This is a genomic window from Haloferax mediterranei ATCC 33500, from assembly GCF_000306765.2.
Classification (GTDB): Archaea; Halobacteriota; Halobacteria; order Halobacteriales; family Haloferacaceae; genus Haloferax; species Haloferax mediterranei.
In genome coordinates, this window is the sequence record NC_017941.2 from 1,098,728 (window position 1) to 1,125,189 (window position 26,462).

The 26,462-nt window shown below is 61.4% G+C and carries 30 protein-coding genes and 3 tRNA genes; 10 read left to right on the plus strand and 23 right to left on the minus strand.

All coding sequences use genetic code 11. The features are described from left to right. Positions 1–5: 5 nt before the first annotated feature. Positions 6–320, minus strand: coding sequence for a hypothetical protein (locus HFX_RS05605; RefSeq protein ID WP_004572520.1), 315 nt, complete (start codon positions 318–320; stop codon positions 6–8). 114 nt (positions 321–434) lie between these two features. On the opposite strand from HFX_RS05605, the gene HFX_RS05610 reads away from it, so the two are divergent. Beyond that, complete coding sequence (locus HFX_RS05610) at positions 435–710, plus strand: DUF7111 family protein (protein ID WP_004572519.1); 276 nt, start codon at positions 435–437, stop codon at positions 708–710. A 37-nt stretch (positions 711–747) separates the two neighbouring features. Here the strand turns inward: HFX_RS05610 and HFX_RS05615 are convergent, their stop codons facing one another. Then, positions 748–1,419 (minus strand): protein sorting system archaetidylserine synthase, encoded by a 672-nt coding sequence (locus tag HFX_RS05615; RefSeq protein WP_004572518.1) that lies wholly within the window; start codon positions 1,417–1,419, stop codon positions 748–750. A gap of 108 nt (positions 1,420–1,527) precedes the next feature. Here HFX_RS05615 and HFX_RS05620 point away from each other — a divergent pair, with 108 nt between their 5' ends. After that, on the plus strand, positions 1,528–1,974 hold the full coding sequence (locus HFX_RS05620; protein WP_004572517.1) for a cupredoxin domain-containing protein: 447 nt from the start codon (positions 1,528–1,530) through the stop codon (positions 1,972–1,974). Between the two features lie 174 nt (positions 1,975–2,148). On the opposite strand, the gene HFX_RS05625 is transcribed toward HFX_RS05620, so the two are convergent. The 4 genes from HFX_RS05625 to HFX_RS05640 are packed head-to-tail and all read right to left on the minus strand — an operon-like array spanning position 2,149 to position 4,630. Then, complete coding sequence (locus tag HFX_RS05625; protein ID WP_004572516.1) at positions 2,149–2,805, minus strand: 30S ribosomal protein S3ae; 657 nt, start codon at positions 2,803–2,805, stop codon at positions 2,149–2,151. Then, positions 2,798–3,040, minus strand: a complete 243-nt coding sequence (locus HFX_RS05630) for a KEOPS complex subunit Pcc1 (RefSeq protein WP_004572515.1) — start codon at positions 3,038–3,040, stop codon at positions 2,798–2,800. The genes HFX_RS05625 and HFX_RS05630 overlap by 8 nt, the downstream gene beginning before the upstream one ends. Beyond that, on the minus strand, positions 3,037–4,158 hold the full coding sequence (locus HFX_RS05635) for a hypothetical protein (RefSeq protein ID WP_004572514.1): 1,122 nt from the start codon (positions 4,156–4,158) through the stop codon (positions 3,037–3,039). The genes HFX_RS05630 and HFX_RS05635 overlap by 4 nt, the downstream gene beginning before the upstream one ends. A gap of 4 nt (positions 4,159–4,162) precedes the next feature. Then, positions 4,163–4,630 (minus strand): 30S ribosomal protein S15, encoded by a 468-nt coding sequence (locus tag HFX_RS05640; RefSeq protein ID WP_004572513.1) that lies wholly within the window; start codon positions 4,628–4,630, stop codon positions 4,163–4,165. A gap of 226 nt (positions 4,631–4,856) precedes the next feature. On the opposite strand from HFX_RS05640, the gene HFX_RS05645 reads away from it, so the two are divergent. Continuing rightward, positions 4,857–4,928, plus strand: a tRNA-Ala gene (locus HFX_RS05645). 442 nt (positions 4,929–5,370) lie between these two features. Here the strand turns inward: HFX_RS05645 and HFX_RS05650 are convergent. Continuing rightward, on the minus strand, positions 5,371–5,580 hold the full coding sequence (locus tag HFX_RS05650; protein ID WP_004572512.1) for a hypothetical protein: 210 nt from the start codon (positions 5,578–5,580) through the stop codon (positions 5,371–5,373). A 146-nt stretch (positions 5,581–5,726) separates the two neighbouring features. On the opposite strand from HFX_RS05650, the gene HFX_RS05655 reads away from it, so the two are divergent. After that, positions 5,727–5,798, plus strand: a tRNA-Ala gene (locus HFX_RS05655). Between the two features lie 552 nt (positions 5,799–6,350). Here HFX_RS05655 and HFX_RS05660 read toward each other — a convergent pair. After that, positions 6,351–6,626, minus strand: coding sequence for a hypothetical protein (locus tag HFX_RS05660; protein WP_004572511.1), 276 nt, complete (start codon positions 6,624–6,626; stop codon positions 6,351–6,353). A gap of 193 nt (positions 6,627–6,819) precedes the next feature. Between HFX_RS05660 and HFX_RS05665 the strand changes: the two genes are divergently transcribed. Continuing rightward, a complete protein-coding gene (locus tag HFX_RS05665; protein ID WP_004572510.1) occupies positions 6,820–8,331 on the plus strand; it encodes a DUF7289 family protein in 1,512 nt (503 codons plus the stop codon). 22 nt (positions 8,332–8,353) lie between these two features. Here the strand turns inward: HFX_RS05665 and HFX_RS05670 are convergent, their stop codons facing one another. The 7 genes from HFX_RS05670 to HFX_RS05700 are packed head-to-tail and all read right to left on the minus strand — an operon-like array spanning position 8,354 to position 17,138. Further along, entirely contained in the window at positions 8,354–9,130 is a 777-nt protein-coding gene (locus HFX_RS05670; RefSeq protein ID WP_004572509.1) for a DUF7289 family protein, read from the minus strand. Next, entirely contained in the window at positions 9,127–9,582 is a 456-nt protein-coding gene (locus HFX_RS05675; RefSeq protein ID WP_004572508.1) for a DUF7266 family protein, read from the minus strand. Before HFX_RS05675 ends, HFX_RS05670 begins: the two co-directional genes overlap by 4 nt. Then, positions 9,579–10,526 carry a hypothetical protein gene (locus tag HFX_RS05680; protein ID WP_004572507.1) on the minus strand — a complete coding sequence of 316 codons (948 nt, stop codon included), beginning with the start codon at positions 10,524–10,526 and terminating at the stop codon, positions 9,579–9,581. The genes HFX_RS05675 and HFX_RS05680 overlap by 4 nt, the downstream gene beginning before the upstream one ends. After that, a complete protein-coding gene (locus tag HFX_RS05685) occupies positions 10,514–11,149 on the minus strand; it encodes a DUF7288 family protein (protein WP_004572506.1) in 636 nt (211 codons plus the stop codon). Before HFX_RS05685 ends, HFX_RS05680 begins: the two co-directional genes overlap by 13 nt. Beyond that, positions 11,143–11,640: a DUF7287 family protein gene (locus HFX_RS05690; protein WP_004572505.1), complete on the minus strand. Its 498-nt coding sequence runs from the start codon at positions 11,638–11,640 to the stop codon at positions 11,143–11,145. Before HFX_RS05690 ends, HFX_RS05685 begins: the two co-directional genes overlap by 7 nt. Then, positions 11,640–13,682 (minus strand): type II secretion system F family protein, encoded by a 2,043-nt coding sequence (locus tag HFX_RS05695; RefSeq protein ID WP_004572504.1) that lies wholly within the window; start codon positions 13,680–13,682, stop codon positions 11,640–11,642. The genes HFX_RS05690 and HFX_RS05695 overlap by 1 nt, the downstream gene beginning before the upstream one ends. Further along, positions 13,683–17,138, minus strand: coding sequence for an ATPase, T2SS/T4P/T4SS family (locus tag HFX_RS05700; protein WP_004572503.1), 3,456 nt, complete (start codon positions 17,136–17,138; stop codon positions 13,683–13,685). 332 nt (positions 17,139–17,470) lie between these two features. On the opposite strand from HFX_RS05700, the gene HFX_RS05705 reads away from it, so the two are divergent. Further along, complete coding sequence (locus HFX_RS05705; protein ID WP_004572502.1) at positions 17,471–17,872, plus strand: PPOX class F420-dependent oxidoreductase; 402 nt, start codon at positions 17,471–17,473, stop codon at positions 17,870–17,872. A gap of 220 nt (positions 17,873–18,092) precedes the next feature. Here HFX_RS05705 and HFX_RS05710 read toward each other — a convergent pair. Then, positions 18,093–18,165, minus strand: a tRNA-Arg gene (locus HFX_RS05710). An 85-nt stretch (positions 18,166–18,250) separates the two neighbouring features. Next, the gene (gene tatA / locus HFX_RS05715; RefSeq protein ID WP_004572501.1) at positions 18,251–18,520 is read right to left on the minus strand and encodes a twin-arginine translocase TatA/TatE family subunit; all 270 of its coding nucleotides are present in this window, start codon (positions 18,518–18,520) and stop codon (positions 18,251–18,253) included. A gap of 251 nt (positions 18,521–18,771) precedes the next feature. On the opposite strand from tatA, the gene HFX_RS05720 reads away from it, so the two are divergent. Together HFX_RS05720 and HFX_RS05725 are read left to right on the plus strand one after the other, a co-directional pair. Continuing rightward, positions 18,772–19,272 carry a redoxin domain-containing protein gene (locus tag HFX_RS05720; RefSeq protein ID WP_004572500.1) on the plus strand — a complete coding sequence of 167 codons (501 nt, stop codon included), beginning with the start codon at positions 18,772–18,774 and terminating at the stop codon, positions 19,270–19,272. A 69-nt stretch (positions 19,273–19,341) separates the two neighbouring features. Next, complete coding sequence (locus HFX_RS05725; RefSeq protein ID WP_004572499.1) at positions 19,342–20,154, plus strand: HD domain-containing protein; 813 nt, start codon at positions 19,342–19,344, stop codon at positions 20,152–20,154. Positions 20,155–20,215: 61 nt separating this feature from the next. On the opposite strand, the gene HFX_RS05730 is transcribed toward HFX_RS05725, so the two are convergent. The 3 genes from HFX_RS05730 to HFX_RS05740 all read right to left on the minus strand — a co-directional run bounded on the left by HFX_RS05730 (position 20,216) and on the right by HFX_RS05740 (position 21,756). Further along, complete coding sequence (locus tag HFX_RS05730) at positions 20,216–21,124, minus strand: mechanosensitive ion channel family protein (protein ID WP_004572498.1); 909 nt, start codon at positions 21,122–21,124, stop codon at positions 20,216–20,218. Continuing rightward, positions 21,121–21,369, minus strand: coding sequence for a YhbY family RNA-binding protein (locus HFX_RS05735; RefSeq protein ID WP_004572497.1), 249 nt, complete (start codon positions 21,367–21,369; stop codon positions 21,121–21,123). Before HFX_RS05735 ends, HFX_RS05730 begins: the two co-directional genes overlap by 4 nt. A gap of 111 nt (positions 21,370–21,480) precedes the next feature. Beyond that, positions 21,481–21,756, minus strand: coding sequence for a ribonuclease P protein component 4 (locus tag HFX_RS05740; protein WP_004572496.1), 276 nt, complete (start codon positions 21,754–21,756; stop codon positions 21,481–21,483). Between the two features lie 97 nt (positions 21,757–21,853). Here HFX_RS05740 and HFX_RS05745 point away from each other — a divergent pair, with 97 nt between their 5' ends. Continuing rightward, positions 21,854–22,915, plus strand: a complete 1,062-nt coding sequence (locus HFX_RS05745) for a glycosyltransferase family 4 protein (protein ID WP_004572495.1) — start codon at positions 21,854–21,856, stop codon at positions 22,913–22,915. 98 nt (positions 22,916–23,013) lie between these two features. Further along, positions 23,014–24,120, plus strand: a complete 1,107-nt coding sequence (locus HFX_RS05750) for a glycosyltransferase family 4 protein (RefSeq protein WP_004572494.1) — start codon at positions 23,014–23,016, stop codon at positions 24,118–24,120. Positions 24,121–24,146: 26 nt separating this feature from the next. On the opposite strand, the gene HFX_RS05755 is transcribed toward HFX_RS05750, so the two are convergent. The 3 genes from HFX_RS05755 to HFX_RS05765 all read right to left on the minus strand — a co-directional run bounded on the left by HFX_RS05755 (position 24,147) and on the right by HFX_RS05765 (position 26,426). Continuing rightward, a complete protein-coding gene (locus HFX_RS05755; protein WP_004572493.1) occupies positions 24,147–24,563 on the minus strand; it encodes a hypothetical protein in 417 nt (138 codons plus the stop codon). Positions 24,564–24,648: 85 nt separating this feature from the next. Further along, positions 24,649–25,395 carry a DUF2797 domain-containing protein gene (locus tag HFX_RS05760; RefSeq protein ID WP_004572492.1) on the minus strand — a complete coding sequence of 249 codons (747 nt, stop codon included), beginning with the start codon at positions 25,393–25,395 and terminating at the stop codon, positions 24,649–24,651. A gap of 83 nt (positions 25,396–25,478) precedes the next feature. Then, on the minus strand, positions 25,479–26,426 hold the full coding sequence (locus tag HFX_RS05765; RefSeq protein WP_004572491.1) for an NAD-dependent epimerase/dehydratase family protein: 948 nt from the start codon (positions 26,424–26,426) through the stop codon (positions 25,479–25,481). Between the last annotated feature and the right edge of the window lie 36 nt (positions 26,427–26,462).

Here is a 26,462-nt window from a genome sequence, read left to right on the forward strand (position 1 = left end):
CGTCGTCAGTCGAGGGGTCGGTCGCCCGCGTCGGTCGTCCGTCTCTCGTTATTTTCCACGCGTTCTGTGAGCCACGCGTAGTACGATTCGACCCGGCTTGCTCCTGCATCGGTGAGTCCGTACACGTCGTGTATCCCTTCGGTTCGCCGTTCGAGGTGGCCCGCATCCACGAGCGCGTCGAGCGTCGCGTAGAACGACTGTGGGTCGATACGGACGTCGTAGTAGCGCTCTAATCGCGTCTTTACCTTCTGTCCCCGGAGTTCACCCGCATCGTAGAGGATGGCGCAGAGGTCGCGCCGACGGCCGCTCTGAAACCACATACCTCCTGTTCCTCGAAGGAGGGACACGTCACTTTCGTTCTAAATCTGGGACTCGTACAATCGGTCCTCGATAGAACCGGTACATTAGACACACCCCGGTTCTTAGCGACGGCTATGAGTGAGCAGGAGGCGACTGCTGACGGCATCACCGCGCGGTACTACGTCACCGATTCCGAACGCGTCCTCGAATTCGACCGCGAGGGCCGAACCGCCGCCGTGGCACAGAACATCGACGGCTATGCGATGCTGAAAGTACGACCGACCGTCGACGGCGACGAGTTAGAACGCTACTACGGTTTCGACATGGCGCTCGACCACGCCGCAGAACTTCTCGATGTCTCGCCGCACGACCTCCCGATTCCGGAGGATGCGGCGGACATGGGGATGTAAGCCGACTCGAAACGCGTTTTAGACGGGTAACCGCGACTTAGCCCCAGTAGAATCGCGGCCCTAAGAACAGATAGCCGAGTGCCAAGAACAGCAGTCCAAACGCGAATCCCTCGCCGAGATTCCCTGAGAGGACGATAGCGAGTCCTTGCACGACGCCCATCACGAGCGCATCCTGTGCGTGGAGGTCAGGGTACGTCACATCAGAGAGCATCAGCGCAGCCATGACCGCCGAGAGAACAACGAGCAGCATCGGGTCGACGAACCCGACCAGAACGCCGGCGGAGAGGATGGTGGCCGCAAGCGTCGTCGGAACGCCGACCGTCTCGTCGCTCCCGCTGTCGTAGGCCGTGTAGAGTGCCAAGCGAATGACGGCCGCCGCTACAAACAGCGCCGCAACGGCGACACCGGCGACGACTCGAAGTCGGTCGAAGCCCCACATTTCGCGGACGACAGAGACGACAAGGAGCGCCGGGGCGACGCCGAACGAAGCCACGTCCGCGAGAGAGTCGAGATACGGACCTGCGTCGGTCCCGCCGTAGCGTCGGGCGATGACGCCGTCGAGACCGTCGGCCATCGCAGCGAGGAGAATCGCCTTGGCCGCGAGGCGAACATCAATTGCGGTCAGGACCGCAGCGACGAACCCGAGTGCCGCATTTCCGGCAGTAACCACGTCGGCGGGGCCTAACCGACCGACGAATCGGGGTTTCATACCGATGCGATTGCGTACCTGCCCTTTCGCTCTTACGTTCTTCCTGCCTCCCGCGGGTTCGGCGGACGAACCATGCGACATATATCGGTCGCGTCCCGAGGGGCGGGTATGCGAGACGATGGGTCCTCAGACGGTCGTCAGACGCGGCGTCGATTCCTTGCGGCGACCGGGACGGTGGTGACTGCGAGCCTTTCCGGCTGTTCGACCTCGCTGGCGTCCGGTGACGATTTCGACGTCGGAATGACCGCCACCGCGTTCGACCCGCCGACCGTGACCGTCGAAGTCGGTGACGAAGTCGTGTGGCGAAACACGAGTTCGCGCGGCCACACGGTCACCGCCTACGAGGGCACCCTCCCCGAGGGTGCCGAGTTCTTCGCCAGTGGCGGCTTCGAAGACGAAGAAACCGCCCGCAACGCGTACTCGAACTCCCTCGGTGGACTCATCAAAGGGCGCGAGACCTACAGCCACACCTTCGAGGTCGCCGGCGAGTACGAGTATCTCTGTATCCCGCACGAACAGCAGGGCATGGTCGGTACGATTGTCGTCGAGGAGTAGTCGAATCCGGCCACGTTCTTCGTTCGAACCGCCGTCTTGAGCTTCGTGCGTCGGTTCCGGCTTCGACGGGCCGAAGACAGCGCTGTTTGAGACGCGGTGTTGCCACTTGTAGGCTTGCAGTGACGTGAAAAAGTCGAAATCGAAAGTCGAAGTCAGACCGTCGGTGTGACGGGCTTACGCTTCGTCTTCGTCGACGTCGACTGCAACGTCTTCTTCGTCGACGCTGACGGCGGCTTCCTCTTCCGCCTCGATCTCTTCGGGGCGGGCTTCGAGGGAGAACTTCTTGACCTCGACGCGGCGCAGGGGGTAAATCTGCTTCGCATCGCCGTAGATGGCCGACGAGAGGCGGCCCTCGACGACGCTCTCGGTGAGCGAGTCGTAGGTGTGGCCGGTGATAGCCTCTTGGGTGAGGTCGATCATAATGCGGCGGATTTCGTGTTCTTGGCTGCGGTCTGCCTTCTTCGTGGTGAAGGCGACAGGCTGGAGCTGAACACGGTGGTCGTCCTTCGTCACGGCGGTGACGTTGGCTTCGACCTTCGAGGCACCGCGGCGGACGAGGCTGCGGAGGTAGTCTCGGGTCAGCTCCTGCTGGACAAACTCAGTGTAGGCGGAGTCGCCGCCGACGTCGTTCACCTTGAACGTGAGCTTGACGTTGTTCGCACCCTGGTCGTTGTTGAGTTCGCCAAGGGTGGATTCGACGGTGCGGCCGTAGACCTTCTCGGGTTCGTCGGCGAAGGTTGCGCCGAGTTCCTTACGGTCGAAATTCTCGGGAGCGATGACCGTGTACCATCGCTTTCCGCGCTTCTGCTTAGAGACGGATCGTTCACTCATGGTTAGTGTCTGTGTGCGTTCGTGTTGCTTCGATGACGGTCTGTGCGACCGTCACGTTGACGACGTAATCATCGACCGTGGAGTGAAGCCCCCCGGTCGAATCGCGTTCGATTGTCGTGACAAGTTCGTCCCCCTCGACTGTCGTGTGCATCGAGTCCGTGTTGTCCGGGGTGAGTGCCGCAGCGACGACGCTCGGGTCGTCGTGCGTGGTCCGCAGGGTCGCACGCCGAGTCATCGGCGTACCTCCCTGACGGCCGCGATGACATCTTTCGACTCCACTGCGGGGTCGAAGGTCATCGTCGCTTCCTCGGCTGAGCCGGTTGCAGACGCATCGTCAAGTTCGGTCGCGGCCGCGGCCAGTTGCTCGTCAAGTCCGGCTGGACCGGTCGAGACGAGCGCCGCAGCACCGACACCGACCGCAAGAACGGTTGGTTCTGGCGACCGGAAGTCGCGGGCGAGACGCGCGACGGTCGCGAGTCTCCCGGGCGACGACAGGTCACACGAGAGCGCATAGAGACTCTCATAGCGGCCGGTGGTCGCCTCTCGGAGTGTTGCGTGAGTCGATTGCGCGTGCTTGCGCCACGCGTCCAGCGCCGAGTCACGAACGTCGTGACCGAGCGCCAGTGCGATTGCGACACCGGGCGTCTCCCGAACGGTTGCATCGAGCACGTCGGCAAATCCGCCGACGGTCGCAAACAAGCCGTTCGGGGTCGCGTCCGGATGAAGGACGCGCTCAACCGTCGTTACCGCCCGCGGGGTTGCCTCGCCGGTCGTCGCCTCGATAGCGACGAGGGAGGCAACCCGCCGGTGCGCATCAGCGTCGAGCTCAGCCGGAAGCGCCAGTTCGGCAAGTGCCGCCTGTGCGCGTTCTCTGTCGGCCGAAAACGGTGTGTGGACGAGCGTCGAGTGCGCCAACCCATCGGCGAGGTCGCCCGTCGGGACGGCCACACCGGGTCGGGAGTCGACGCCCGCGTCGGTCGCCGCCTCAACGAGTTCGGTCTCGCCCTCCGGAGAGACACCGGCGGCGTGGAGACCGGCCAGTGTGACCACCGGGTCGGGGTCGACACCGAGTTCGCGGACGACGGAACCGGCGTCACGCGGGTCGAGTTCGAGGTCTGCATCGGCGTCCGACAACCCCACGACGGCCGCGACGTCGTCGTTCGCGGCGGTGTCTGGAGCGTCGGTCGCCCGAATACGGAAGGGGACGTCGAGTGTCCTGAGCGCCCGCCCGATGACACCTGCGGCGGCGACAGCGGCACCGCTGGTGTGCACGCGGAGACGAACGAATGTCGCCTCGCGGAGCGTCGCGGCGGCGTCGGCGGCGGGTGTCTGTTCGGCGGGGCTCACGGACATCTAATTACTTTTCGAGGAGTTCGACGGCGACGTCGTAGCTGTACGTGAAGTCTTCGTCGAGCTTGTTCCCTTGGTAGTAGGAAACAAGACGGCGAATCTTCGACTCCGTGTTCTGGAGCGCACGACGGTTGGACTTGTCCTGCTGGTTTTCTTCCATGTGCTCGCGGAGGCGAACGGCGCGCTCCATGAGGTTACGGAGGTCCTCGGGGAGGTCGGACGCGGCGTCGTTCTCTTCGAGGATGGTGGTGACCTTCTTGCCCGTGGCGAGTTTGACGTCCGGAATCGGAACGCCCTTGACGCCTTCGTCGCGCAGTGCAAGGCCAATCTGGCTGGGGTCGTTGCCCTGTTCAGCAAGTTCGACGACGCGCGCTTCGATGTCTGCTGCGTCGACGTCACTCCACTCCGGTGCTTCGTCTGCCACCGGCTTGTCCGAGCTGGACGAGCCACGGCGGCGGGTGTGCATTCGTGCCATTGTTGCGGGTTGGAACCGCACTGACCGCAGAAACGAGTACCCCGTAGTCGCATTGACGACTACTGGGGCACTACCGCAATCCCAAGCCCGCAAACGCGGGCACGTCAGATTTGCGGCCGTGCTAGATTCCCATCGACATCTGCACGCGCGCCGGGTTAAACCGTTTCGACTCGCGGCGCATGAGAATCGAAGGGCTTCTAAATGGGTGGCGGCTATCAGTGGGTGCGGGCTCGTAGATCAGGGGTAGATCACTCCCTTGGCATGGGAGAGGCCCCGGGTTCAAATCCCGGCGAGTCCACTCACTTCCTTTCGGTCGTTTCACTCCCTCTAGTCGTTCGTGGACTCGCCGACGTCACGTTCGCTCCGCTCACGTGACTCCCGGCGAGTCCACTATTCTCCGCGACACTACCCAACGAGCAGTGGCTCTGTCAAGAGCCCTGCGAGTCCATACTGTGTCGCGTGAAATCGTGCCTGTTCGAGACGGGATTTGAACCGCACGAGCGACCGTAGGGAGCGAGTCAAGTTCAAATCCCGTGAACTCCGTTCACGGCCCACGCAAACCTTCGTTTGCTCACTCCCGGCGAGTTCACTCACTTCCTTTCGGTCGTTTCACTCCCTTCAGTCGTTCGTGGACTCGCCGATGTCACGCTCGCGCTGCTCGCGTGACTCCCGGCGAGTCCGGCAAACGCCCTCGGTATCGGTGGGCGCGAAGCAAACTGGTTCTAATCCACCTCGTGAGTTTACGCCTCGTCTTCAGCGACGCCGATGTCCTTCGCCGCGAGGTCGGTCACGTGCTGGACGATTTCAGGATCGACCTGCGCGATATCGTCCCCGTCGTGTTGCTGGTCGTTGTGTCGCTGAACCGCCTCGGGAAGGTCGGAAAGCGGCACACGAGTCGTCGTATCGCACACGTCACACACCACTGGAACTTCGAGGGCGTTGTCCGTCATACCACCCAGTTCGGCGAGCGACTGAAAAATACGGTCGGTTCGCTCTTCGCGTCCAGCGTGCGATGCGCTTCACGCGATCACCCCACAGCCGTCAAACGATTCGAAGCCCTTATTTATTCGACCGGGAAATGATTGGATGCGTTTGAGGGCTCGTAGATCAGGGGTAGATCACTCCCTTGGCATGGGAGAGGCCCCGGGTTCAAATCCCGGCGAGTCCACTATTCTCCGCGACACCACCCGACGAGCAGTGGCTCCGGTAGGAGTCCTGCGAGGCCAACCGGTGTCGCGTGAAATCGTGCCTGTTCGAGACGGGATTTGAACCGCACGAGCGACCGTAGGGAGCGAGTCAAGTTCAAATCCCGTGAACTTCGTTCACGACCCTCGCAAACCTTCGGTTTGCTCAGTCCCGGCGAGTCCACTCACTTCCTTTCGGTCGTTTCACTCCCTCCAGTCGTTCGTGGACTCGCCGACGTCACGTTCGCTCCGCTCACGTGACTCCCGGCGAGTCCACTATTCTCCGCGACACCACCCGACGAGCAGTGACTCCGGTAGGAGTCCTGCGAGGCCAACCGGTGTCGCGCGAAATCATGCCTGTTCGAGACGGGATTTGAGCAGCGAGCAAATCTCTGATTTGCGAGTGGGTTCAAATCCCGTGAACCCCGTTCACGGCCTTCGCAAACCTTCGGTTTGCTCACATTCGGCAGCACACTTCTTCTCGGGTATGTTCCGCTGTATCTGCTGTTCGGGTGTGTGATTCACGGCTGTCCGGGCTAACGAGCCGGGAATTCGTTCAGTCGCCGATGGTGAGCCGGCCTTTCCCGCGGGCCGACGTAAAAAAACAGCGAGATAACGAGGGCGAGGCCGAACAGCACGGCGGCGAGAAGTGGCTCATTTGAGACGAAATACTGCAACACCCAGACCCCATCCTCGGGAAGCGATACAACCTGTGTGGCGGTGTTTCTGGTGTAGAGAAACGCCAGCCCGTAGCGGAACGCGAGAGTGACCACCAACGACGACACGATTTCCCGAGGGCTGTTGACCTTCATGGCGTCTCTCAATACACAGCAAGAGGATTCAGTGTACTCCCCGTTCGAACCACGGCCGTCGTGGCGCTTTCGTTCATTTTCAATAGCGCATATGACAGCCACGTTTAGTTGACATTTCCAAACTAACAATTCAGATTGCTTGACTGTCACGTACCCCGCGACGTTTTGACCCCACACATCGTGGAGAATGGTAATGAGCGGTCGCCCTCGGGTTCCGTTAGTCTATCGCGTCGTCCGCGACCGGACGGCACAAACGTCGCCGATTGCGGTGATTCTCCTCTTGGCTATCACAGTGGTTGGGACGACAACCGTCGTCGCCTTCGGCGGGGTCGCCCTCGAAGAGACGAAACAGGAGTCACGACTCACGCGCGCCGAACACTCGATGACGCTTTTTGACTCCCGCGTCGCCATCTCCGCGCTCGGGGAAGGTGACACCCAGTACGTCGACCTCGGCGGGACCGGCGGCGGAAGCTACGTCATCGACGACGATTCCGCCTGGATTCGCATCACACACAAGAACTACACCGACGACGGCGACGACGAAGTACTCTACAACGAGTCACTCGGGAGCGTCGAGTACCGCGACGGCGACACGCGAATCGCTTACGAAGGCGGCGGCGTCTGGCGAACGCAGGACGGCGGGTCGACGATGGTTTCCCCGCCGGAGTTCCACTACCGCGGGGCGACACTCACGCTCCCTATCGTCCGACTCAGCGGCGACGGCTCGGCGTCGGGTGGCGTGCGGGCGAGCGTCTCGGCGACCGAGCGCGCTCGTCGCGTGTACCCGAACGAGACGGCAAGCTACACCACCATCCCTGACAGCTACGATAATCCCGTCAGCAACGGGACGGTCATTGTGGCAGTCCACAGCGACCACTACAAGGGATGGGCGTCGTTCTTCGAGTCACGAACGGAAGGGAATGTGACCGTTTACGATTCCAATAAGACCGCCAGCGTCGAACTGGAAACCCTGGGTCTCGTCGGCGAGTTCCAGATGCCGAACGAGGGCACGTCGCTCGACGTTCGAGGGATGGCCGGCGACCACAACGTCTCCACGTTCACGATTACGCTCTCGAACGACCAGCACCTCCAGAATATGGAGTGGGGGATGTACTACGACGGCGACCAGAAAGACCTCGAACTCCACGTCCAGGCCGACGACAAGTGTAAATCTGGCAGCTACGACGGCACGTTCGACCTGACGCTCTACTACGCGACCGAAGACGACAAGTACCACGGCTGGCAGGCGAAAAACCTCGACCCGGACACCAGCGACGCCGTGAGCATCGACTGCACGACGAGCAACCCCGAAGTCACCGTCGACTTCACGAGTTCGGAGCAGATGACGTACGGCGACATCCAGTCGGACAAAGGCTTCGGGAACCAGAACAAGTGGCACTTCGCGCCCGAAATCGTCGACGGAAGCGCCTACGACAGCGTCACCTTCGACGAGCACACCGCCGATAGCGGACAGACGTACCACAAGGGCGACGGCGACACCGCGGAGATGGCCTTCGTCGTCAACCACTACTTCTCGCTCGTCTCACCGCAGTTCGAACTGACAGTCACGGACGGTCCAGGCAACAGCCAGAGTGTCGATGAGTCCGGGTCGAGCGGTGAACTCGTCTACGACCAAGCGGAGGGTGGCCAGTTCATCACCTTCCTGCACGTCACAGAAAACGAGGTCGAAGTCCGAGTCGAGTGAGGGTAAATAAAAAAAAGAGAACTCAGTCCGCGAACGTCAGGTCGACCGCGGTCGAGACGACGTACACCCGTTCCGCGCCGTCGACATAGCAGGAAACGCTCGGGTAGTCATCGGAAGTCGCGGGTGCGACGACAGGGTCGCAGGTCACGTCCGGTCGGCGTGATAACTCGTCGCGCCAAAGCGCGGCCCGGGGGGAACGAACGGTGATGTTCACGTCGTACTGGCCCTCAGACCGGGCCGCGAGCACGTTACTCGCCGCCTTGTCGGCGCGGACGAGAAACGTCCCCGACCCACCGACGGCCGTCGTCGCCGATTCGTCCGGGCGCGTCACGAACGCCGGAATCAGCACGCGGTCCTGCGTGAGGACGAGCGACGGCGTTCGGACGAACGTCCCACTGTTTCCGCGCGTGCGGAGCAGTGCGTCGAAGACATAGACGAGTCGTTCCTCACTCGTATCGGCTTCGTAGACGACCGGCGAGACTTCGTACGTATTCGTGAAGTTGACCGACGAGTCCGTCGTCAACTCGCCGGAGATGACGAACTCGACAGGAGTGTCGAGATACAGTCGGGCTTCTTCGACTTTTACTTCCGTCGCACGACTCGGCGCGCCGCGGTCCGCGATGTCCTCCATGTTGTCGCCCAAAATGTCGAATGCCCGCTCGGCGTTGTTGACCCGCTCTACGTCACGGGTGTCTTGCAGGCCGGCCATCCCGATGGTCGTGACCACGGCAACCGTCGAGAGAATGATGGCGAAGACGAAGACGAACCCGAGTGTGTCGCTCACACCCCGGTCGTTCATGCGCCCACCTCCAGCGTTCCGGACGCCGTGTCGTAGGTGACGAACACGTCGCCGCCATCGACCCGACCGGCGTCGAGTGGCGCGGTCGTCTTCACCGGGACACGAACCGTCAGACTCGGGTCTGTCGACGTAAGTACGAGTTCGTTCGGCGACCCCGGCACGATTTCGATGGTATACGTCGTGCCAGCCACACGCGGCGGGAGCTGAACCGTCGCGTTGACGCTTGTCTTTCCACCGTCGGATGCGACGCGGTCGACCGATTCGATACCAGCAGCCAACCGGTTTCCGATAACGTCGAGTTCTGTTTCGGTGACTCGGGCGTGTTCGTCGGAGACGAATCCGCCGGCGGCGACCATCAGCCCAGAGACGAGGACGACGGTGATAGTCAGCGTGAGAACGTAGCTGAGTGCCGTCGAAACGCCGCGGGCGGTCGAGCGCGAACGAAGCCTCATGTAATCTCACCCGGTGCGACCCGAACTTCTCTAGAGACGTACGTCTCGCCGGTCTGGTAGACGTACGACACGTTCACGGCGTACAGCGCCTCTTCGGCGACCGGCGACGAGCCACTGTCCGCCGGTTCGTATTTCGCGGCGTCGAAGACGGTACTGTTCGTCTTGTTGACAAACAGTTCGTAGGTGCCTTCGGCCTGTGTCGAACTGCGATAGGTCACTGTCGTCTTGCCGCTGAGGTCGGTCTGAACAGTATCGAGGGGGTCACACGCCGTCCCGTTGAGTTCCCCTGCGGGAACGTCGAGTCTGACGTAATCGCCCGAGTCGGCGGCGACACTACACGTCGAACGCGACCCGCTAGCGTCCTCGACCGTCACGAAGACGTGTGTCGAATCTCGGTACACTTCCGTTTCGACCTGCGCACTTCCGTCGTCCAAGACGAGTTCGAACGCCGACCCGCTGCTCGTCGCCAGCGAGTCGCGCGAGACGTTGAACCGAACGCCGCGGACGCCGACGTCGGTTGCGAGTGTCCAGTCACCCGAGCCGCTTCGGTCCGTGAAGTCCCGCGTCGAATCCGACTGCGAGATTCGAGTTCCATCGACGCGGTCGGTGCGCGAAGCGTTTGTCACCGCCCCTCTGACGGCGGTGAGTGTGGCGGCGGTATCGCTCCAGTTTCCAAGGGCCAAGTCGAACGCATCGGTGAGCGACGAGTAGGACCCGCCATCGCGGTTCACTTCGTCGAGGAGTTCTCCCGCGCCCATCTCGACAGCGCCGCCGTGATTTACGGCTCCGTCGAGATTCGTGTCAGTCGTTCGCGTCGCGAGGTTCTCCGTGTATATCGCCGTGTTGAGCGTCAGTGCGAGGCCGACGAGGAGGACTGCGATTGCGAGGGCTGAGACGAGCATGAGTTGCCCGCGGTCGTCTCCGTCTCCGGTTACATCCGCCATACGACCACCTCCACGTTGACGAGGGCGTAGAGCGGGCCGGAACTCCCGTCTTGGACGAAGTACGTCTCGTCGGCAGCATCGTCTACGGACCGGAGCGTGTCTCTGGACCGGACAGCACGGTCGGCACCGCCGGGACCAGTTCCCGGTTTGTAGAGCGTATCGTTGTCGTCCAGACTCACCAAGCGAGTCCGCGAGACGGCGTGGTCACTCGGGTCACCCATGTAGACCAGTCGCGTCGTCCGGCGGACCTCGCGGTCCCGAAGGTAGTGAACGTAGACGTTGAAGGCGATGCCGCGCTCTAAGAACGACTGGTCGAGCATCGCCCCGAAGGACGTCGGCGGGCCGCCATCGACGTAGTATCCTTCCGCCCCGGAGTCGTAGAAGCTCCCGTTTTCCGGATGGGTGAAAAGGACGGTCCGTTTCAGCGTCCCGTTTTCGGCGGCCGCGGTCAGAATACCGTCTGCGACCGCTGCCTGTTGGTTCTCGATGTGCTGGCTCGACGTACTCGCAGTCAGCGGCGTCACGGCAGTTACCTGCAGCGCGAAGGTAACGCTCGCGAGCAGGACCGTCGCCGCGACAAACGCTTCGAGCGCGTGTGCCTGTGCGCGGGACACGGTCACCACACCCTCACCGTCAACTCGTGCAGTGCGCCGTCGAGGAGGACCGCACGGCGGGCCGAGACGACGCTTCGAGAGGTTGGAACCGGTTTACCCGTTGTATCGACGACCGTTCCGTGCCGTGAGAGCGTGACGTTCATCCCGTAGGAGTCGTCGATGCCGGTGGCGATGTTCGGGTCGGCGTTGTCGTAGTGACAGCCTGTGGGTGGCGGATTGCCATCGAAGAAGGCGTCCGTGCACGTCTCGTTGAGGACGTTCGGCTGTTCGGACTCGACGAGGAGATTTCGGGTGAGCGAGTCGGCCGCGCGGTTGGCGACGAGCGGTCGGTCCTGTTCCGCCTCGAACGGGTCGAGAATCTGTGGGATGGTCCCGACGACCCACGCGACGGCGAGAAGGAAGATACCGACGCCGATGGCGAAGTCGACAGTCGTCTGCGCGCGGGTTGCCCAGCGGTCACCGCTTCCAGCGTTCGCGTTCGCTCGCCGGCGTCGATTCATCAGCCAACCACCGTCCACACGCCGAGTGCGAGCGTCTGCAGGATGACGACGAATTTGACCCCCGCGAGGAGGTCGGCGCTGCGGATGTAGCCGCTGATGAACCCTGAGAGCATCGCCTGAATGGTGACGCCGTGGAAGAACAGAAGCGAGAGCAGGTCCGGGTCGATGGCCCCGCCGAAGTCCGGGCCGCCAGTTGCCCCGCCGCCCGAACTGGACGCCTGCGTCGAGAGTCCGGCCATCACGTCGAGGAACTGCGTTTTGAGGATGGCCATGACCGCGAGAAGCGTGATGTAGGTCATGAGGATGATGGCGACCTGCATCCGGGTCCGCGAGATGCGCTCGCGCTCGATATCGTCTTGATTTTCGGAAGCCTGTGCCGCCGTCGTCAGTACCTCCGTAATCTGGCTGGACGCCTCCTGTGCCTTGGTGATGAGTTTGACTGTCCGGGCGAGACGCGGGATGTGATACTTGTTGTTGAACTCGACGAGCGCCTCCCTGAGGCTCATCCCGTAGTGAACCTTCGCGTACATGACTTCGAACTCGTCCGCGAGTTTGCCTGACGAGGTATCTGAGACGGTCTTGATGGATTCGAGGAGCGTCTGTCCGGTGTCGTTCGCGCTGGACAGCTTTCGGAGGTTGTCGGAGAGTTTTCCCGTAATCGCCGACCGAGAGTGAACGCTCCACTCGTGGAAGGCGGTTAGCGGGACGGCTATCAGGTAGACCGGGACGTAAAACCAGATGAATGTCCCCCAGACCGGTTTCGCAATCATTCCGTCCCACGTCGTCGGAGCGGTCCCACCGACGACACCGATAGCGAGGAGCACTGCGGCCGCAGGCACCGTCAACGTGAGCGTGAACATCGGGTACCGTTTGAAGAACAGGTGCGGTTGGCGCAGGAGTACCTTCGTCTTGAACGTCCCTTCGCGGGATTTGATGCGCGAGAACAGGCTAAAATCGCCGACGTACGATTCGACGAGACCCATGTGGACGAGTCCTTCTCGCTGTTGGCCCTGCAGGCGGTCGCTTTCGTCTTCAGGGCTGAGGAAGCCGTCGCCCGTTTCGTCCTGTTTGACCGTCGAGACGAGGACGAGAAAGCCAACCCCAGTCAGTGGAATGAGCCCGTAGACCGTCGCGTAGAGGAGTTCCTGCTGTGCCTTCCCGAGCATGCTCATGATGACGAGAATGATGATAAGAAGCAGCGGGAACAGCGACAGCGTCATGTACATCTCGCCGAACAGCTCCATGGTTTCCAGGGTCTGTTCTTGCTGTTGTTTAGCCGTTCGGAGGTGCTTGTCCTTCTTGTCGTCGAGGAAACCCTGCATGTCGCCGCCGGAGTTGACGATAGAGAGCATGTCCGTGAGGAACTGCGCGAGTTCGTCGGAGGGCGTCAACACCGCCTGTTGTCGGATGGCGTTTCGGTAGTCGGTGCCGAAATACTCCGTCTCCTGAACGATGCTCTGGAACTCCCGCGAAACCTCGCCGTAGGTGTCTTCGGCCCGTGCCATCGCTTCCAGAATCTCCAGTTGGTTCAGCCCACCGACCGACAGGGCGTACATGAACGAAATCGAATCCGAAAGGAGCATGTTGATCTCTCGCTTGCGGGACGACGCCTTCGAGTACGGTATCGCGACGAGTGTCCCGAATCCGGTTCCGAAGCCGACCGACCCGAATACGATGCCCGAGATGACGACGGCAGCGGGCATCGCAAGCGACCGGAGGAGGTTCGCCGTCGACTCACTCGCCACGGGAATGCCCAGACTCAGCGACTCGGCCGAGATGAGCCCGAGTGCGAAGACGCCGTAGCCGACGAGCATTCCGACGAACCACAGTGCGAAACCGACGAGGACGCCGATAGCGAGTGCCCGCGAAAGGTAGAGTTCGACAGTGTTCGGCATCCGCGCCTGCTGGAGTTTCTCTTCGATGTCGGCGACGAACTCGCCGTCTTCGTCGAAGAGGAGTTGGAACAGCGGGTAGAACGCGTCGCCGAGCGTGTCCGTGCTGCGGTCGAGCCCACCGGATGTGCCCGAGTCGATGTTGCTCATCTACTCGTCCTCACCGGAGCCGGTCGGCTGTTCGTCCGCGTTCTCGTCAGAATCGGTCGGCTGTTCGTCCGCGTTTTCACCCGTCCCTTCACCGTCGGCGGTGGCCGCCGTCTCGTCTACTGGGTCGGGTGACGTTTCGCCGTCCGATTCGGCCGCCTGCTCGTCTGAGCCTTCACCTCCTGATTCGGCTCTCTGCTTGTTGGACTCGTTCGCAGTTGGGGTGTCGGTCTCCGCGGCTTCGAAGCCGCCCCAGGTCTCGTCGTCTGCGGTGTGGCTTTCGGTCGGGTCGTCGTGGGTCGACTGGTCGTACTCTGGTTCATCATGTGTCAACTGGTCGTACCCTGATTCGTCGTGAGCCGGGCTACTGTGACTCGTGTCACCCGCTTTTGACTCCCCGAGACCGAATGCACCGAAGAAGTCGTCGAGGTCGACATCGTCGTCGTTGGGGTCGGGGAACGACGGTGCGCTCTCATTGAAATCGAAGTGGTCGTCGGCGTCAACGTCAGACTCCTGAATCGAGTTCCACAGGTCGTCAGCCGACCCACTCTCGGCATCGTCGGGCCCCGATTCGAGCGCCGGGGTTTCGTCCTCACCGTCGAGTGATGACGGGCCGTCGTCGCCCGCAATTTCGGGCGTTTCGTCGCCTTCGTCAAGTTCTGAGCGTTCGGTTCCTTCGTCGAGTTCGGGGTCAGTTGTCGCCTCTTCGAGTGCGTCGAGTTCGGCGTGCTGTGCGGGGTCTGCTTCCACGTCCGGTTCGTTACGCATGTGCCCGAGTGCCTCTGCGACCTCGCCGACGTCGCGGCCACGGTAGTCGGGGAATAGCTCTTCTTCGGCCCGACGGAGAATCTTCTTGGCCAGCTTTCGGACGTGTTCCGGCGGCTCCGGTCGCGGGACCATCGCCTCACTTTCGGGGTCGATATTGATGTGGACTGACTCCATCTCGCGAAGGTCTTCGAGACTGCGTTCGAGGTCGTCGGTCGCCATCAGGCCGATGATGGTGTCTTGGTCGTTGATGAACGCCTGAAACGTCGCTGCGACCTGCGTATACGTGTTGAGACCGCGGTCGATGAGGTACGCGAGGATGACCTGCCGCTTGAATATCTCCAGTTCGAGTGTCTCCTGATTCCACCCGCGGTCGAATTTGATTTCTTCGAGCGTGTTCGACGACCCCATCTGGAGGAATTCGTCCGTCTCGGCTTGCCACTGATATACGTCCTGAACGTTGATTTCGTCGTTTTCGGGGTCGTAGTGGTTGATTTCGGTGAGCGACTTGTTTCGGCGTACCTTGTTGCCGCCGACCCGCGTCGATGTCTGGATAGAGACGAGGTCGAGCGCGGTGAACATCGTCTTCGAGACGTTGATTGGCGCGGTCGTGAATCGCTTGAGCACCTCGCCGACCGAGTCGGCGTGGAACGTCGTGTAGGTAGTGTGCCCCGTCGACATGACCTGAAAGAGTGTCCGGCCTTCTTCGCCGCGAATCTCGCCCATGACGATGTAGTCGGGGCGCTGGCGAAGCGCGGCTTCGAGCAGGTCGAACTCGTCTACGTCACCTTTGTCGTCGTCAGCAAACGACGGGCGGGTGACGGAGGCAATCCAATTCCGCTGGGGGAGTTCGACCTCACGGGTGTCCTCGATGGAGACGATTTTCGTATTCGACGGGATGAAAAGCGAGACTGCGTTGAGCGAGGTGGTCTTCCCGGATGCGGTGCCACCTGCGAAAATCAGGCTCTTGTCGTTCTCGATACAGAGCCACAGGAACGCCATCTCTTCGAGCGAGAACGTCGACCAGTTGATGAGGTCAATGGGCGTGAACGGAACGTCCTTGAACTGCCGGATGGTGTAGTTGGTTCCGTGGTCGGACACCTCACGGCCGAGCGTGAGTTGCGCACGCGACCCGTCGGGGAGCGTCGCGTCCACCTGTGGCCGTCGCTTCGAGATACCTTTGCCGGACCGCTGAGCGAGTTTGACGACGAAATCGTCGAGTTCGCCCTCGCCGTGATAGACGTTCGAGATTATCTGTTCGTAGTCGGAGTGGTAGACGAACACCGGCGAGTTGTAGCCGTCACACGAGATGTCCTCGACGTTGATGTCGTGTTTGATACCGTCGATGCGTTCGTACCCGATGAAGTCGCGACGGAGATAGTACTGCATCTTCCGAACCTGATAGTCGTTCAGGTCGTCGGCGTCGTCGGCGAGGACCGCCGATTCCGGGCGGGCCGCGATGCCGTCGATTCCGCCGAGTGGGTCATCGTCACCAGAATCTTGGCTTCCTCCGCCGAAGATGCTCCCCAGCCCGAATCGCGAGCCTAAGCCACCGAAACGCTGTTTTTGGTTGCCAGTGGTCGACGTACTCGTATCGTCACCGCCGCCGAAGAGACCGTCTAACCCGAGTCGAGAGACGAGACCCGAAGCGTCGGATTCGTCGTTGTCGACACTGTCTCCCGAAGAGTTGGGCGCGTCGTAGAGGTCGTAGCGAGACAGCAGTTCGTAGGTCTGTGCTTCGATGACCCGACCACGGTTGTCCGGACCGCCCTCGACGACGCTGTCGTCGCCGTATTTAATCGCGGTTCGAAGCTTGCTCGTGAGGAACTCAGTCAGGTCGTCTTCGATGCGATTCAAGTGCGGTTCGACGACGTAGTACTTCGTCTCGTTTTCCTTGACCGAGTGAAAGAGGATGACGAACGCGTAGGGCTTGTTGACCCAGTACCGCTCGACTTCGCGGAAGTGCGTCTTCTTCTCCATCGGAACCGCTTTTTCGAGGTCGTAGCGATTCGCCAGCGTCGTCGTTCCGTCTGCGCTCGAAAAGAACGCGTCTTCGTCGAGGTCGGGGTCGACATCGACGGTCCGCTCTTCGATTACCGCGTTGAGTTCTTCGGCCCGCTGTCCACCCCGTGCGAGCGCGTTCTCGATATAGTCGGGGTCGAATCCGAGGGCGTCTTCGGCGTCGAAGCGGACGATTTTACCCTCGTCGTCGCGTGGGCGCGAGCCGTCGTCCTCGTAGTAGTACTCGCGTTTGTAATGCTCCCACAGCCACTCGTCTTTGACGACGGGCGTCGTCTCGGGGTCGCAAAACGCCTCGAACTGCTCGTGGATGTCCGTCGCGTGTGCACCGCGTTTGCCGACGAAGTCGGTGACATCGACCGGGTGGAAATCGAGATACGCCTCGGGGTCGAGACTCACACCTTCCCAGTCGGTCCGACCTGGCGTCGGAATCTCCCGTTCGTCGTCGTCTTCCCACCGGGATTGTCCCGGTGCGTCGCTGCGAGCACGGGGGTCGAAGCCATAGAGGGCCGAAACATCACCGTCATCTCCGTACTCGTCGAGAAAATCTGCCCATGTGTACGCGCCGACACGGGCGTTCGACGCCTGCTCCGGAGCGGTGTCTCCCTCCGCCGGTGGCTCGGTGTCACCAGCTAACGCCTTGCGATTTGCTCCGTCGGCGTCTTCGGTTGCCATTGTCCTCCGGGTATTCGGGCCGATGGAAAAGTCTTTTTCTCATTTAATTCACAGTTTAAAACTTGTTTAAGTACTCTTTTTATAGTGTTTATTATCGTCGAAACAGACTTATCAACCAGAGTCGCACCTTAATTGGCTATTTAGGGATACAAAATAGGCGTCGTTGCTGTCGCTATCGACGGGTTTTCGGTTGTCATCTTGTTGTCTCGGGGAGTCTCGATACCCCTCAGGAAACGAGTCAGATGGGTCAATTGTCGAGTCTCAGACGAACCGAATTCGGGTCAGGTGCAAACAGGAGGTGTGTATTAGTAGATGTGTCACTAATTGTCACTATGGCTTCGATCCCTGCTGACTTCCAAGACCTGTTCGAGAAGCAGACGTTCGCCCATCTGTCGACGATTTTGCCGGATGGGAGTCCGCATGTGACGCCGGTATGGGTTGATTACGACGCCGATGCTAATCGCCTGTTAGTGAATACGGAACGTGGCCGCCGAAAAGAGAAAAACGTCCGAAATGACCGGCGAGTCGCAATCAGTATGACCGACCCGGAGAACCCTTACCGCATGCTCTCCGTCCGAGGTGAGGTCAACGAACTCACCACGGAAGGGGCACGCAAGCACATCGACGAGATGACAAAACGATATATGGGCGAGGATGAATATCCCAACCCAATCCAGACTGAACGCATTATTCTCTCAATCAAACCGGAGCACGTCAGCCATTACGAGCCGTAGCTGACGTGGCTGTGTATTTTAACGGGCGCTACGCGCTGCACTTCGTGACCTCCGGTCACGAGATTCGAACCTCGGTCGCAACAAGTTGCTCCCTGATTCGAATCCCTCGTGCCGTTTTCACTGCTCACTTCGTTCTAGGAAAACGAGCGCGACGGGAATCCCACGAGGCACCGCCGAGTGGGATTCAGGAGCGCCCGCTGAACGAACGAAGTGAGTGAAGCGGGCGCGACGGGATTCGAACCCGCGATCGAGAGGTTAGGAACCTCTCGCCCTGTCCACTAGGCCACACGCCCTACAGAAACGTCTTTCAGGGCGAATCAAAAATCGCGTGGTTCGACCCCGTTGGCCGGGAGAGAAAAATCGAGGAAGAAGCTGCGATTACGCCTCCGTCTCGGTCGACGTCTCGGTTGACGTTGACGTTGACGTCGACGTTTCGGAGGTGGTTTCCTCGTCGTCGCCTTCCATCTCTTTCAGTTCTTCTTCGATTTCGTTGCGTCCGCGCTGGAACTCGCCCATGGCCTGCCCGGTAGAGCGAGCAAGTTTCGGAATCTTGTTCGCGCCGAACAGCAGGACGAGCACGAGGAGGACGATGAGCAGCTCCGGCCCGCCCGGGAGTCCCGGAAACAGGGGGGTAATGGTCTCGAACATCGCTATTTCTGCGTTGTCCAGTGGCAATTATAGGCTTTTTGCCTTCTACGGCCTCAGGAATTGCAGAATAACGTTGGTCGGATGCATCGAAATCGGAGTCCACAGCCCTCGAACGAGGGCAACTCCTACGAATATCTTGTGGCCGGACGCTCGAATCACCTGTTTGGATGCGTAACTGTCGGCCGGGAGTACGGGACCGTGTATCTCCGCCGACGCAGAGATAATGTGCCCCCCGCGAATATGCACCGCATATGGTATCTGTCGACGACACTGCGCCTGATTTTACCGCACCGCTGACCGACATCGACGGCGATATCGAGTTGTTCACGCTCTCTGAACACCTCGACGAAGCTCCCATCGTCCTCGCATTCTTCCCCGCGGCCTTTACCGGCGTCTGCACAACGGAGATGTGCACCTTCCGCGACCAGATGGCAAATTTCGAAGATATCGGGGCGACAGTCTACGGTGTCAGCATCGACACACCGTTTACGCTCTCGGAGTTCGCCGAGAAGAACAATCTCAACTTCGGTCTCATTAGCGACACGAATCGCGAACTCGTCGACGCGTACGACGTGGAGATGGACTTCGCCGACCTCGGTGTCAACCGCGTCGCCAAGCGGTCGGTCTTCGTCGTGAACGGCGACGGCGAAATTACCTATGAGTGGGTCAGCGACGACCCCGGCGTCGAACCCGACTACGAGGCGGTCGAAGCGGCGGCCGCAGCACTCGAAGGTCCCGCTGCATCGGTATAGGTCGCGGGGGACGCTCCTGTCCCGGATTTTCCCCAGTTCTTTTTTCTCGGTACGACGACCATCTGTATCATGAGCGATTCTGAAGAGTCCCTCGATGGTGGTCGAGCCTACGACCCCGATGCAGACCACGCGTTCCCCGACGAGAAACTCAACGAGGTGCTTCCTGCACTGCTCGAAGACGAGGAGATAGTGACGCTCCTCGAAGCGCAGAACGTGAACGCGGTGACGCGCAAGGGTTACAACGACCACGGTCCGAAGCACATCGAAATCGTCCTCAATCGTGCACTCAGACTCTATGACCTCCTCAAGGACGGCGGCTGTGAGTTCAACGGCGCGGCCGAACAGGGACTCGATGAGGCCGACGAAGCGGTCATCATCGCGCTCGCGGCGCAGTTACACGACATCGGTCACATCGTCCACCGCGACAATCACGCCTACTACTCGATTCCGCTCGCATCGGACGTGCTCGACAGGTTCCTTCCGCAGTTTTACGACCTCGCCGATGCAGTTCGCATCAAAGGCGAAGCCCTCCACGCAATCCTCTGTCACCACCGCGAGGAAGACCCGCTGACCCTCGAAGCGGGTGTTATCCGCGTCGCCGACGCGCTCGACATGGAACGCGGTCGCTCGCGTATCCCCTACGAGAAGGGCGGGCGCGGCATCAACACGCTCTCCAGTCGTGCCATCAGAAACGTCACGCTGAAACGAGGTGACGAGGCGGCCGTCCTCGTGGAGATAGAGATGGTGAACGCCGCGGGCGTCTACCAGGTCGACAACCTCCTGAAAGCGAAGCTACAGGGGTCGGGACTCGAAGACCACGTCAGAATCGTCGCGGTCAACACGAAGTCCGAAGACAGACTGGTCGAGCGTATCGAACTCTAAGCGGACAAAAAAGCGAGAAACGACGGCAGAGGAGGACAGTCCCCTCACACGACGGGCTTTTTCAGTCGTTTGACCGTGCGAGTTGCTCAATCCCTTCGACGGAGAGTTCGCCGCTGAGCGTGCGGTTCGGGTAGGGGAAGTCGATTCCCTCGTCGTCGAACCGTGCTTTCACCGCGGTGACATACTCGCCCCGAGTCTTGACGAAGTCGGCGCGGCTGGGGTTCGAAATCCAGATGCGCGATTTGAGGACGACCGCCGAGTTGCCGAGTTCGGTTAGCCGAACCGACGGTTCGGGGTCGGTCATGATGCCCTCGTGCTTGTCGGCTTCTTCGAGGATGATATCGGTCGCGTTCTCGATATCGTCGTCGTAGCCGATGCCGAACGGGACCTGCAGTCGAAGCTTGTCCTTTGCGACGGGGTTCTTGATGACGCCGCTCGTGAGCTGTGAGTTCGGGACAGTGAGCAGTTCGTTGTCGAACGTCCGAACCCGGGTCACGCGAAAGGAGATGTCCTCCACGATACCCGAGTTACCATCCCATTCGACCCAGTCGCCGATGCGGAACGGTCGGTCGGTGAAGATGAAGATACCGGCGACGAAGTTGGCGATAACGTCCTGCATCGCAAAGCCGATTGCGAGTGTCGCCGCGGCACCGATGGTCGCAAGCGACTGCAAGAAGTTCCCGAGGCCGGCGAAGCCGAACCCGACGGCGAGAGCGATAAACGCCGTGACGAGAGTTACTATCTTCAGCAGGGGCTGTTTGGCGTGTTTGTCGGCCCCGCGTCGGTCGAGCATACGACTGACGACGGACGACAAAACAGCCTTGCCGACGACGTAGACGACGGCGAACCCGATAATGAAGCCTAAAATAGCACCGAACGTCGCCGCGTACGGGATGTTCTGCTGTGCGAGGAACTGACCGACTGCGCCACCGTCTCCCTGTAACTGGAGTGGAAGCGCGAGGAGATTCATCTGTGGAAGACTGCTGTCTTCCCGCGCGTCTCTATCAGTTCGGCGTTCACTCGCTCTGCGAGGTCGGCCGCAGCCTCGTCGACCGTCGTGCCGCCGAGCGATGCGCGAAGGAACTTCGCTTTCACGAGATTCTGGTTTGCCAGTTGGTCGTTGAGTTCGCCGACGACCGCTTCGAGACCACTTTTGCCCACCCAGACGGTCACGTCGAGGTTGTGTGCTTCTTTTCGCAGGTCCTGTTTGTCCATACGTGACTGCTACTATGTGCGAGAAGGCTTCAATAGTAAGGCTTCGGCGGCCGTTTGGGGGTCACCCGCACGCGAAACCGCGAAAGCAGCCGACAGAATCGAGTTATGGAGTCAGTACGGGTAGCGTTTGGTCGCCCCGCAGTCACACCTGACGACGACGTGACCGCCCGACTGCGTCCGGACGCGAGCGTTGACTCCCGGGCGGAGATACGCATCGCACTCATCACAGGTAAAGCGGCGGAACTCTCTGGGCAGGCCGCAGCGATTCCGCTCTGCGACCCGGCGCGCGAGGCGAACGTACTCGCGGGCACGTTCGTGGTCCCGGTCGCTCGCCGCCTCGCGGGCGAGTTCGTGGAGTCGGTCGATACGCTCCTCCGCGATGCTCATACTCGTTGGGGAGCGTGGCCCGAACAAAGACGTTCCGAACTGAGACGACAAAACTGGAAGCCGGTAGGGTCAAATCCCGTCCGAAAAAACGGCGACTGTGCGCGTCTTGAACTACCTCGAGCTCTCCTCGCAGCTCGACCGGAGCGGCATCGGAACCTCCACCGACCAACAGCGAGCGGCTCTCGCGACGACCGACGTTGAGGTCATTACCTCACCATGGCCGGAGCCGACCGTCTCAGGTGCCGCCGAACTCCTGCAAGGGGATGGAGTCTTCCGCGACTACGACGTGGCCCACTGCAATCTCATCGGGCCGGGGTCCGTCGCTGTTGCCCGACACGCCAAGCGAAACGACATCCCGCTCGTCCTCCACTCGCACGTCACGCGCGAGGACTTCGCCGAGAGCTTCCGCGGGTCGACCGCCGTCGCACCCGCCCTCGGGAAGTATCTCAAGTGGTTCTACTCGCAAGCCGACGTGGTGCTCTGCCCCTCGAAGTATACGAAGGGCATCCTCGAATCCTACCCGGTCGACGCCCCGATTCGACCCATGTCGAACGGCGTCGATGCCGAGGCGCTCGAAGGGTTCGAAGACCTCCGCGACGAGTACCGCGAGAAGTTCGACCTCGACGGCATGGTCGTGTTCGCGGTCGGCAGCGTCTTCGAGCGGAAAGGTCTCACCACGTTCTGTAACGTCGCCAAAGAAACGGACTACGACTTCGCGTGGTTCGGCAAGTACGACTCCGGCCCGCACGCCTCGAAGGCGGTCAAATACTGGGTCAACAACGCCCCGGAGAACGTTACCTTCACCGGCTGGGTCGACGACATCCGCGGCGCGTTCGGTGCCGGCGACGTGTATCTCTTCCCGACGAAAAACGAGAATCAGGGCATCGCCGTCCTCGAAGCGATGGCGTGCGGAAAGGCGGTCGTCATCCGCGACATCCCCGTGTTCGAGGAGTTCTACACCCACGGCTACGACTGCCTGAAGTGCTCGACCGACGAGGAGTTCCGTCGGGCGCTCGACCTTCTCAACCGCGACCCTGACCTCCGTCGTCGACTCGGTGAAAACGCTCTCGAAACGGCCGCCGAGCACAACCTCGACCGTGTCGGTGACAGACTCGTCGAAACCTACGAGGACGTTCTCGACGGGTCGTTCGCCGACTGAAATCCGATTTTCTCGCGTTGGCGAGCGTTGCTTGCTGACACACATCATGGCAGCGCGAAGTCACAACGGTTTATCCCATCCGGGTCACACGACCGGGCATGCAGTCGGTCGCCGCGTTCACCGACACGTACCTACCGACCGTCAATGGCGTCACTTACACGATTCAGACGTGGCGCGAGCGATGGCAACGCCGCGGTGGCCGTATGGACGTTATCTTCCCGGACGACGACGAGTACGAATCCGAACCGGGCGAGTACCCCGTCAGGAGCCTACCGTTTCCGTTCTACGAGGGGTTACGAATCGGTGCGCCGCGGATTCCGAAGGCCGTCGAGGACGCCGATATCGTCCACGCACACACACCGTTCGGTCTCGGCTTGGCGGGGCTTCGACTCGCTCGCCGCCATGACCTCCCGCTCGTTGCGACGTACCACACGCCCACCGCCGAGTACGCCGAATATCTCAGTTCTGTCGGGGCCATCGAGCGCGGCGTCGAGCGAACCGCCGAGCGCTACGAACGCTGGTTTTTCGACCGCGCCGACGCGGTTATCGTCCCGAGCGAGGACGCCAAACGACGCCTGTTGGAGGAAGTCGGTGTCGACGCCGACATCGCTGTCCTCTCGAACGGCATCGACATCGAGCAGTTCGCGCCGGCCGATGGCGACGAGTTCCGTCGGCGACACGACCTCGGCGACGGTCCGATTATCGGTTACACCGGGCGACACGGCTACGAGAAGCATCTCGACGAACTTATTCGCGCCGCAGCGGACCTCGACGTGACGCTCGTCTTCGGTGGCGACGGCCCCGCCCGCGACCAGTTAGAGCGACTCGCCCGCAATCTCGGCGTCGACGCTCGCTTCCTTGGTTTCTTAGACCGCGAGGACCTTCCCGCGTTCTACTCGGCGCTCGACGTGTTCTGTTTCCCGAGTCCGGTCGAAACGCAGGGACTCGTCGCGCTGGAGGCGAACGCCTGCGGGACGCCGGTCGTCGGCGTGAACGAAGGTGCGCTCGAAGACACGGTCGTCGACGGCGTGACGGGATACCACTACGAATCGAGGGATTTGGAGGGGTTCCGTCACGGAATCCGGCGCGCCCTCTCGGAGCGAGACGAACTCAGTGCGCGGTGTCTCGACCGACGCGACGAGGTGAGCGTCGACCACTCGGTCGACCGACTCGCGGCGCTCTACGACCGCGTCGAGTCCCAATAAAAGAAGACAATCGACTGGAAGTCGTCTTAGTCGCGGTCTTCGAGCGCGTCGGCGATGCGACGCAGTTCGCGGTTCACGTCGCGGACTTCGTCACGGAGTTGTCGGACTTCTCGGACGAGTTGTTCGTCGCTACCGCTTCCCTGTTCTGGGTCTCGGGGGCTGCTGCCTCCCATGCCGCCGGGGCCGCCGCCCATGCCGCCGGGGCCGCCACCGCCCATCATTCCGCTCATCATCTGCGCGAAGGGGTTGCCGCCGCCGCCCATGCCACCGGGGCCGCCACCGCCCATCATCTCGTCAGGGCTCGGGCGCTCGCCCTCTTCGCGCTCCTTTTCGCGTCGCTTGCGAATCTCTTCGACTCGCTCGCGGAACGACTTCTCTTCGTCTTCTCCGTTTTCGCCTTCGTCGGGTGCCTGCGTCTCGTCTGCGGGTTCGTCGTCAGCCATGGTCGCGGGTTAGCCGTCCACCCGGAAAGTGCTGACGGTCTTTCGGAGTCTGTCAACCAAATGTCTCGAGTGGGGCAGACCAAAATTAGCTGAATGCACCGAGACTCGACTGTAAGTCGCGGTCGGTGCCGCCCCGTTCGAGTTCGTGGCCGACGAGGTCGCGCATGTCGACTGCGTAGGCCGTCCCGCCGTGGTCGAGAACGAGGACGCGCCCTTTCACGCCGCGAATCGTCCCCGTGGCGATAGTTTCGGCGACCGGGCTGCCCGAGAGGTCGAGTCCGTAGTCGAACGAAAACGTCTCTATCGGGTCGAATTCGGCGAGAAGCGACTCCCACGCGTCGGCGTCGACCTCACGTCCGAATCCCGAAATCTTCGTCGGCACGCGAATGCGGTCCGAGATTTCGGTTGCGAGTTCGGCTTCGTACTCGCGGGCGACGCGGCCGTCGGAGAAGGTTCGAATGTGTGCCGCGCGGTCCGCACCCTGCTCTCGAAGTCGGGTTTCGACCCGCCAGTGGCGCGTCACGCCGACTTTGAACGTGTTCGGGGCGAAGGCGGCGAGGTAGACGGCGTGGTCCTCGTAGCAGTCCATCTCGTCTTTCAGACACGTCCCCGTACACTTGGCGCAGACCCACGTGCTCCGGTGGTCCGGGCAGTACGGCGCGCCGTCGTTGTCACACGGGATGTGGCGGTCGTCGTGGATGGTTCCCGCGCAGTGGCGGTCTTCGAGACGGTAATCGAGTTCGGTGCCGGGGTCGAGGTCAACCGAGTCGATGCCGTCGCTCGTGCTCACGAACAGCGCGGGGGTTCCGGTATCGTAGCCGACGACCTGCACGCACCGGGGTACGAAGTCGCGGTAGAAAGGTGCCTCGCTCCCGGGTAGCGGAACGGTTCCGGGGAGGTGTCGAGACCTGCTGATTACTCGTACTCGACTCGCAGTTCGTCGTACAGCTCCTCAGCGGCGCGGCGGACGGCGTCGTCGCTGGAGTTGTCCGGCTCCCAGCCGAGTGCAGAGAGTTTCTCGATGGAGAGGCGCATCTTGGGCACGTCACCGGTCCAGCCGCGGTCGCCGCCGGTGTACTCGTAATCGGGGTCGAGGCCCATCACGTCGGAAACGATGTTGGCGATGGTTGTCACCGAGGTGGTCGTCCGCGTCCCGAGGTTGTAGACGTTGAAGTCGCGCTCTGCGTTCTCGACCACGTGACACATCGCGTCGATGCAGTTCTCGACGTGGAGGTAGGACTTCTCCTGTCGGCCGTCGCCGAGGATTTCGAGGGTGCCTGGGTCTTCGAGCAGCTTCTCGATAAAGTCGGGGATGACGTTGCCGCGCTGTTTCGGGCCGACGATGTTGGCGAAGCGGTACATGTAGACGGTGAAGTCGTAGGAGTGTGCGAACGTCGAAAGCAGACCCTCATCTGCGAGTTTCGAAGAGCCGTAGATGCTGATGGGTTCGAGCGGTGCGTAGTCCTCGGGCGTCGGACGCGGTGCCTCGCCGTAGACCGTCGAAGAAGAGGTGAATGCGATGTTCGTCACGCCGACTTCCTGCATGCGTTCGAGGACGTTGTACGTCATCTCGGTGTTCTCCTCGAACAACTGGCGGGGGTTGCTGTAGTTCGTGTCCGTGTAGGCCGCGAAGTGGAACACGATATCGAGGTCTTCGGTGACGGCCTCGGCAACCTCGTCAGGCTCGGTCATATCGGCCTGCACGAACTCGACGCCGTCTGGGACGCGCTCGCGGGTCCCCTTCGAGAGGTCGTCCGCGACGACGACGTGGTTGTCTTCGGAGAGGCGGGCGGCGAGATGGGAGCCAACGAGACCTGCGCCCCCGGTCACGAGGACGCGCTTGTCGGAGAGTTCCAACGACATAGCTCAGATGATTCGACCGAATGGTAAGTCCGTTTC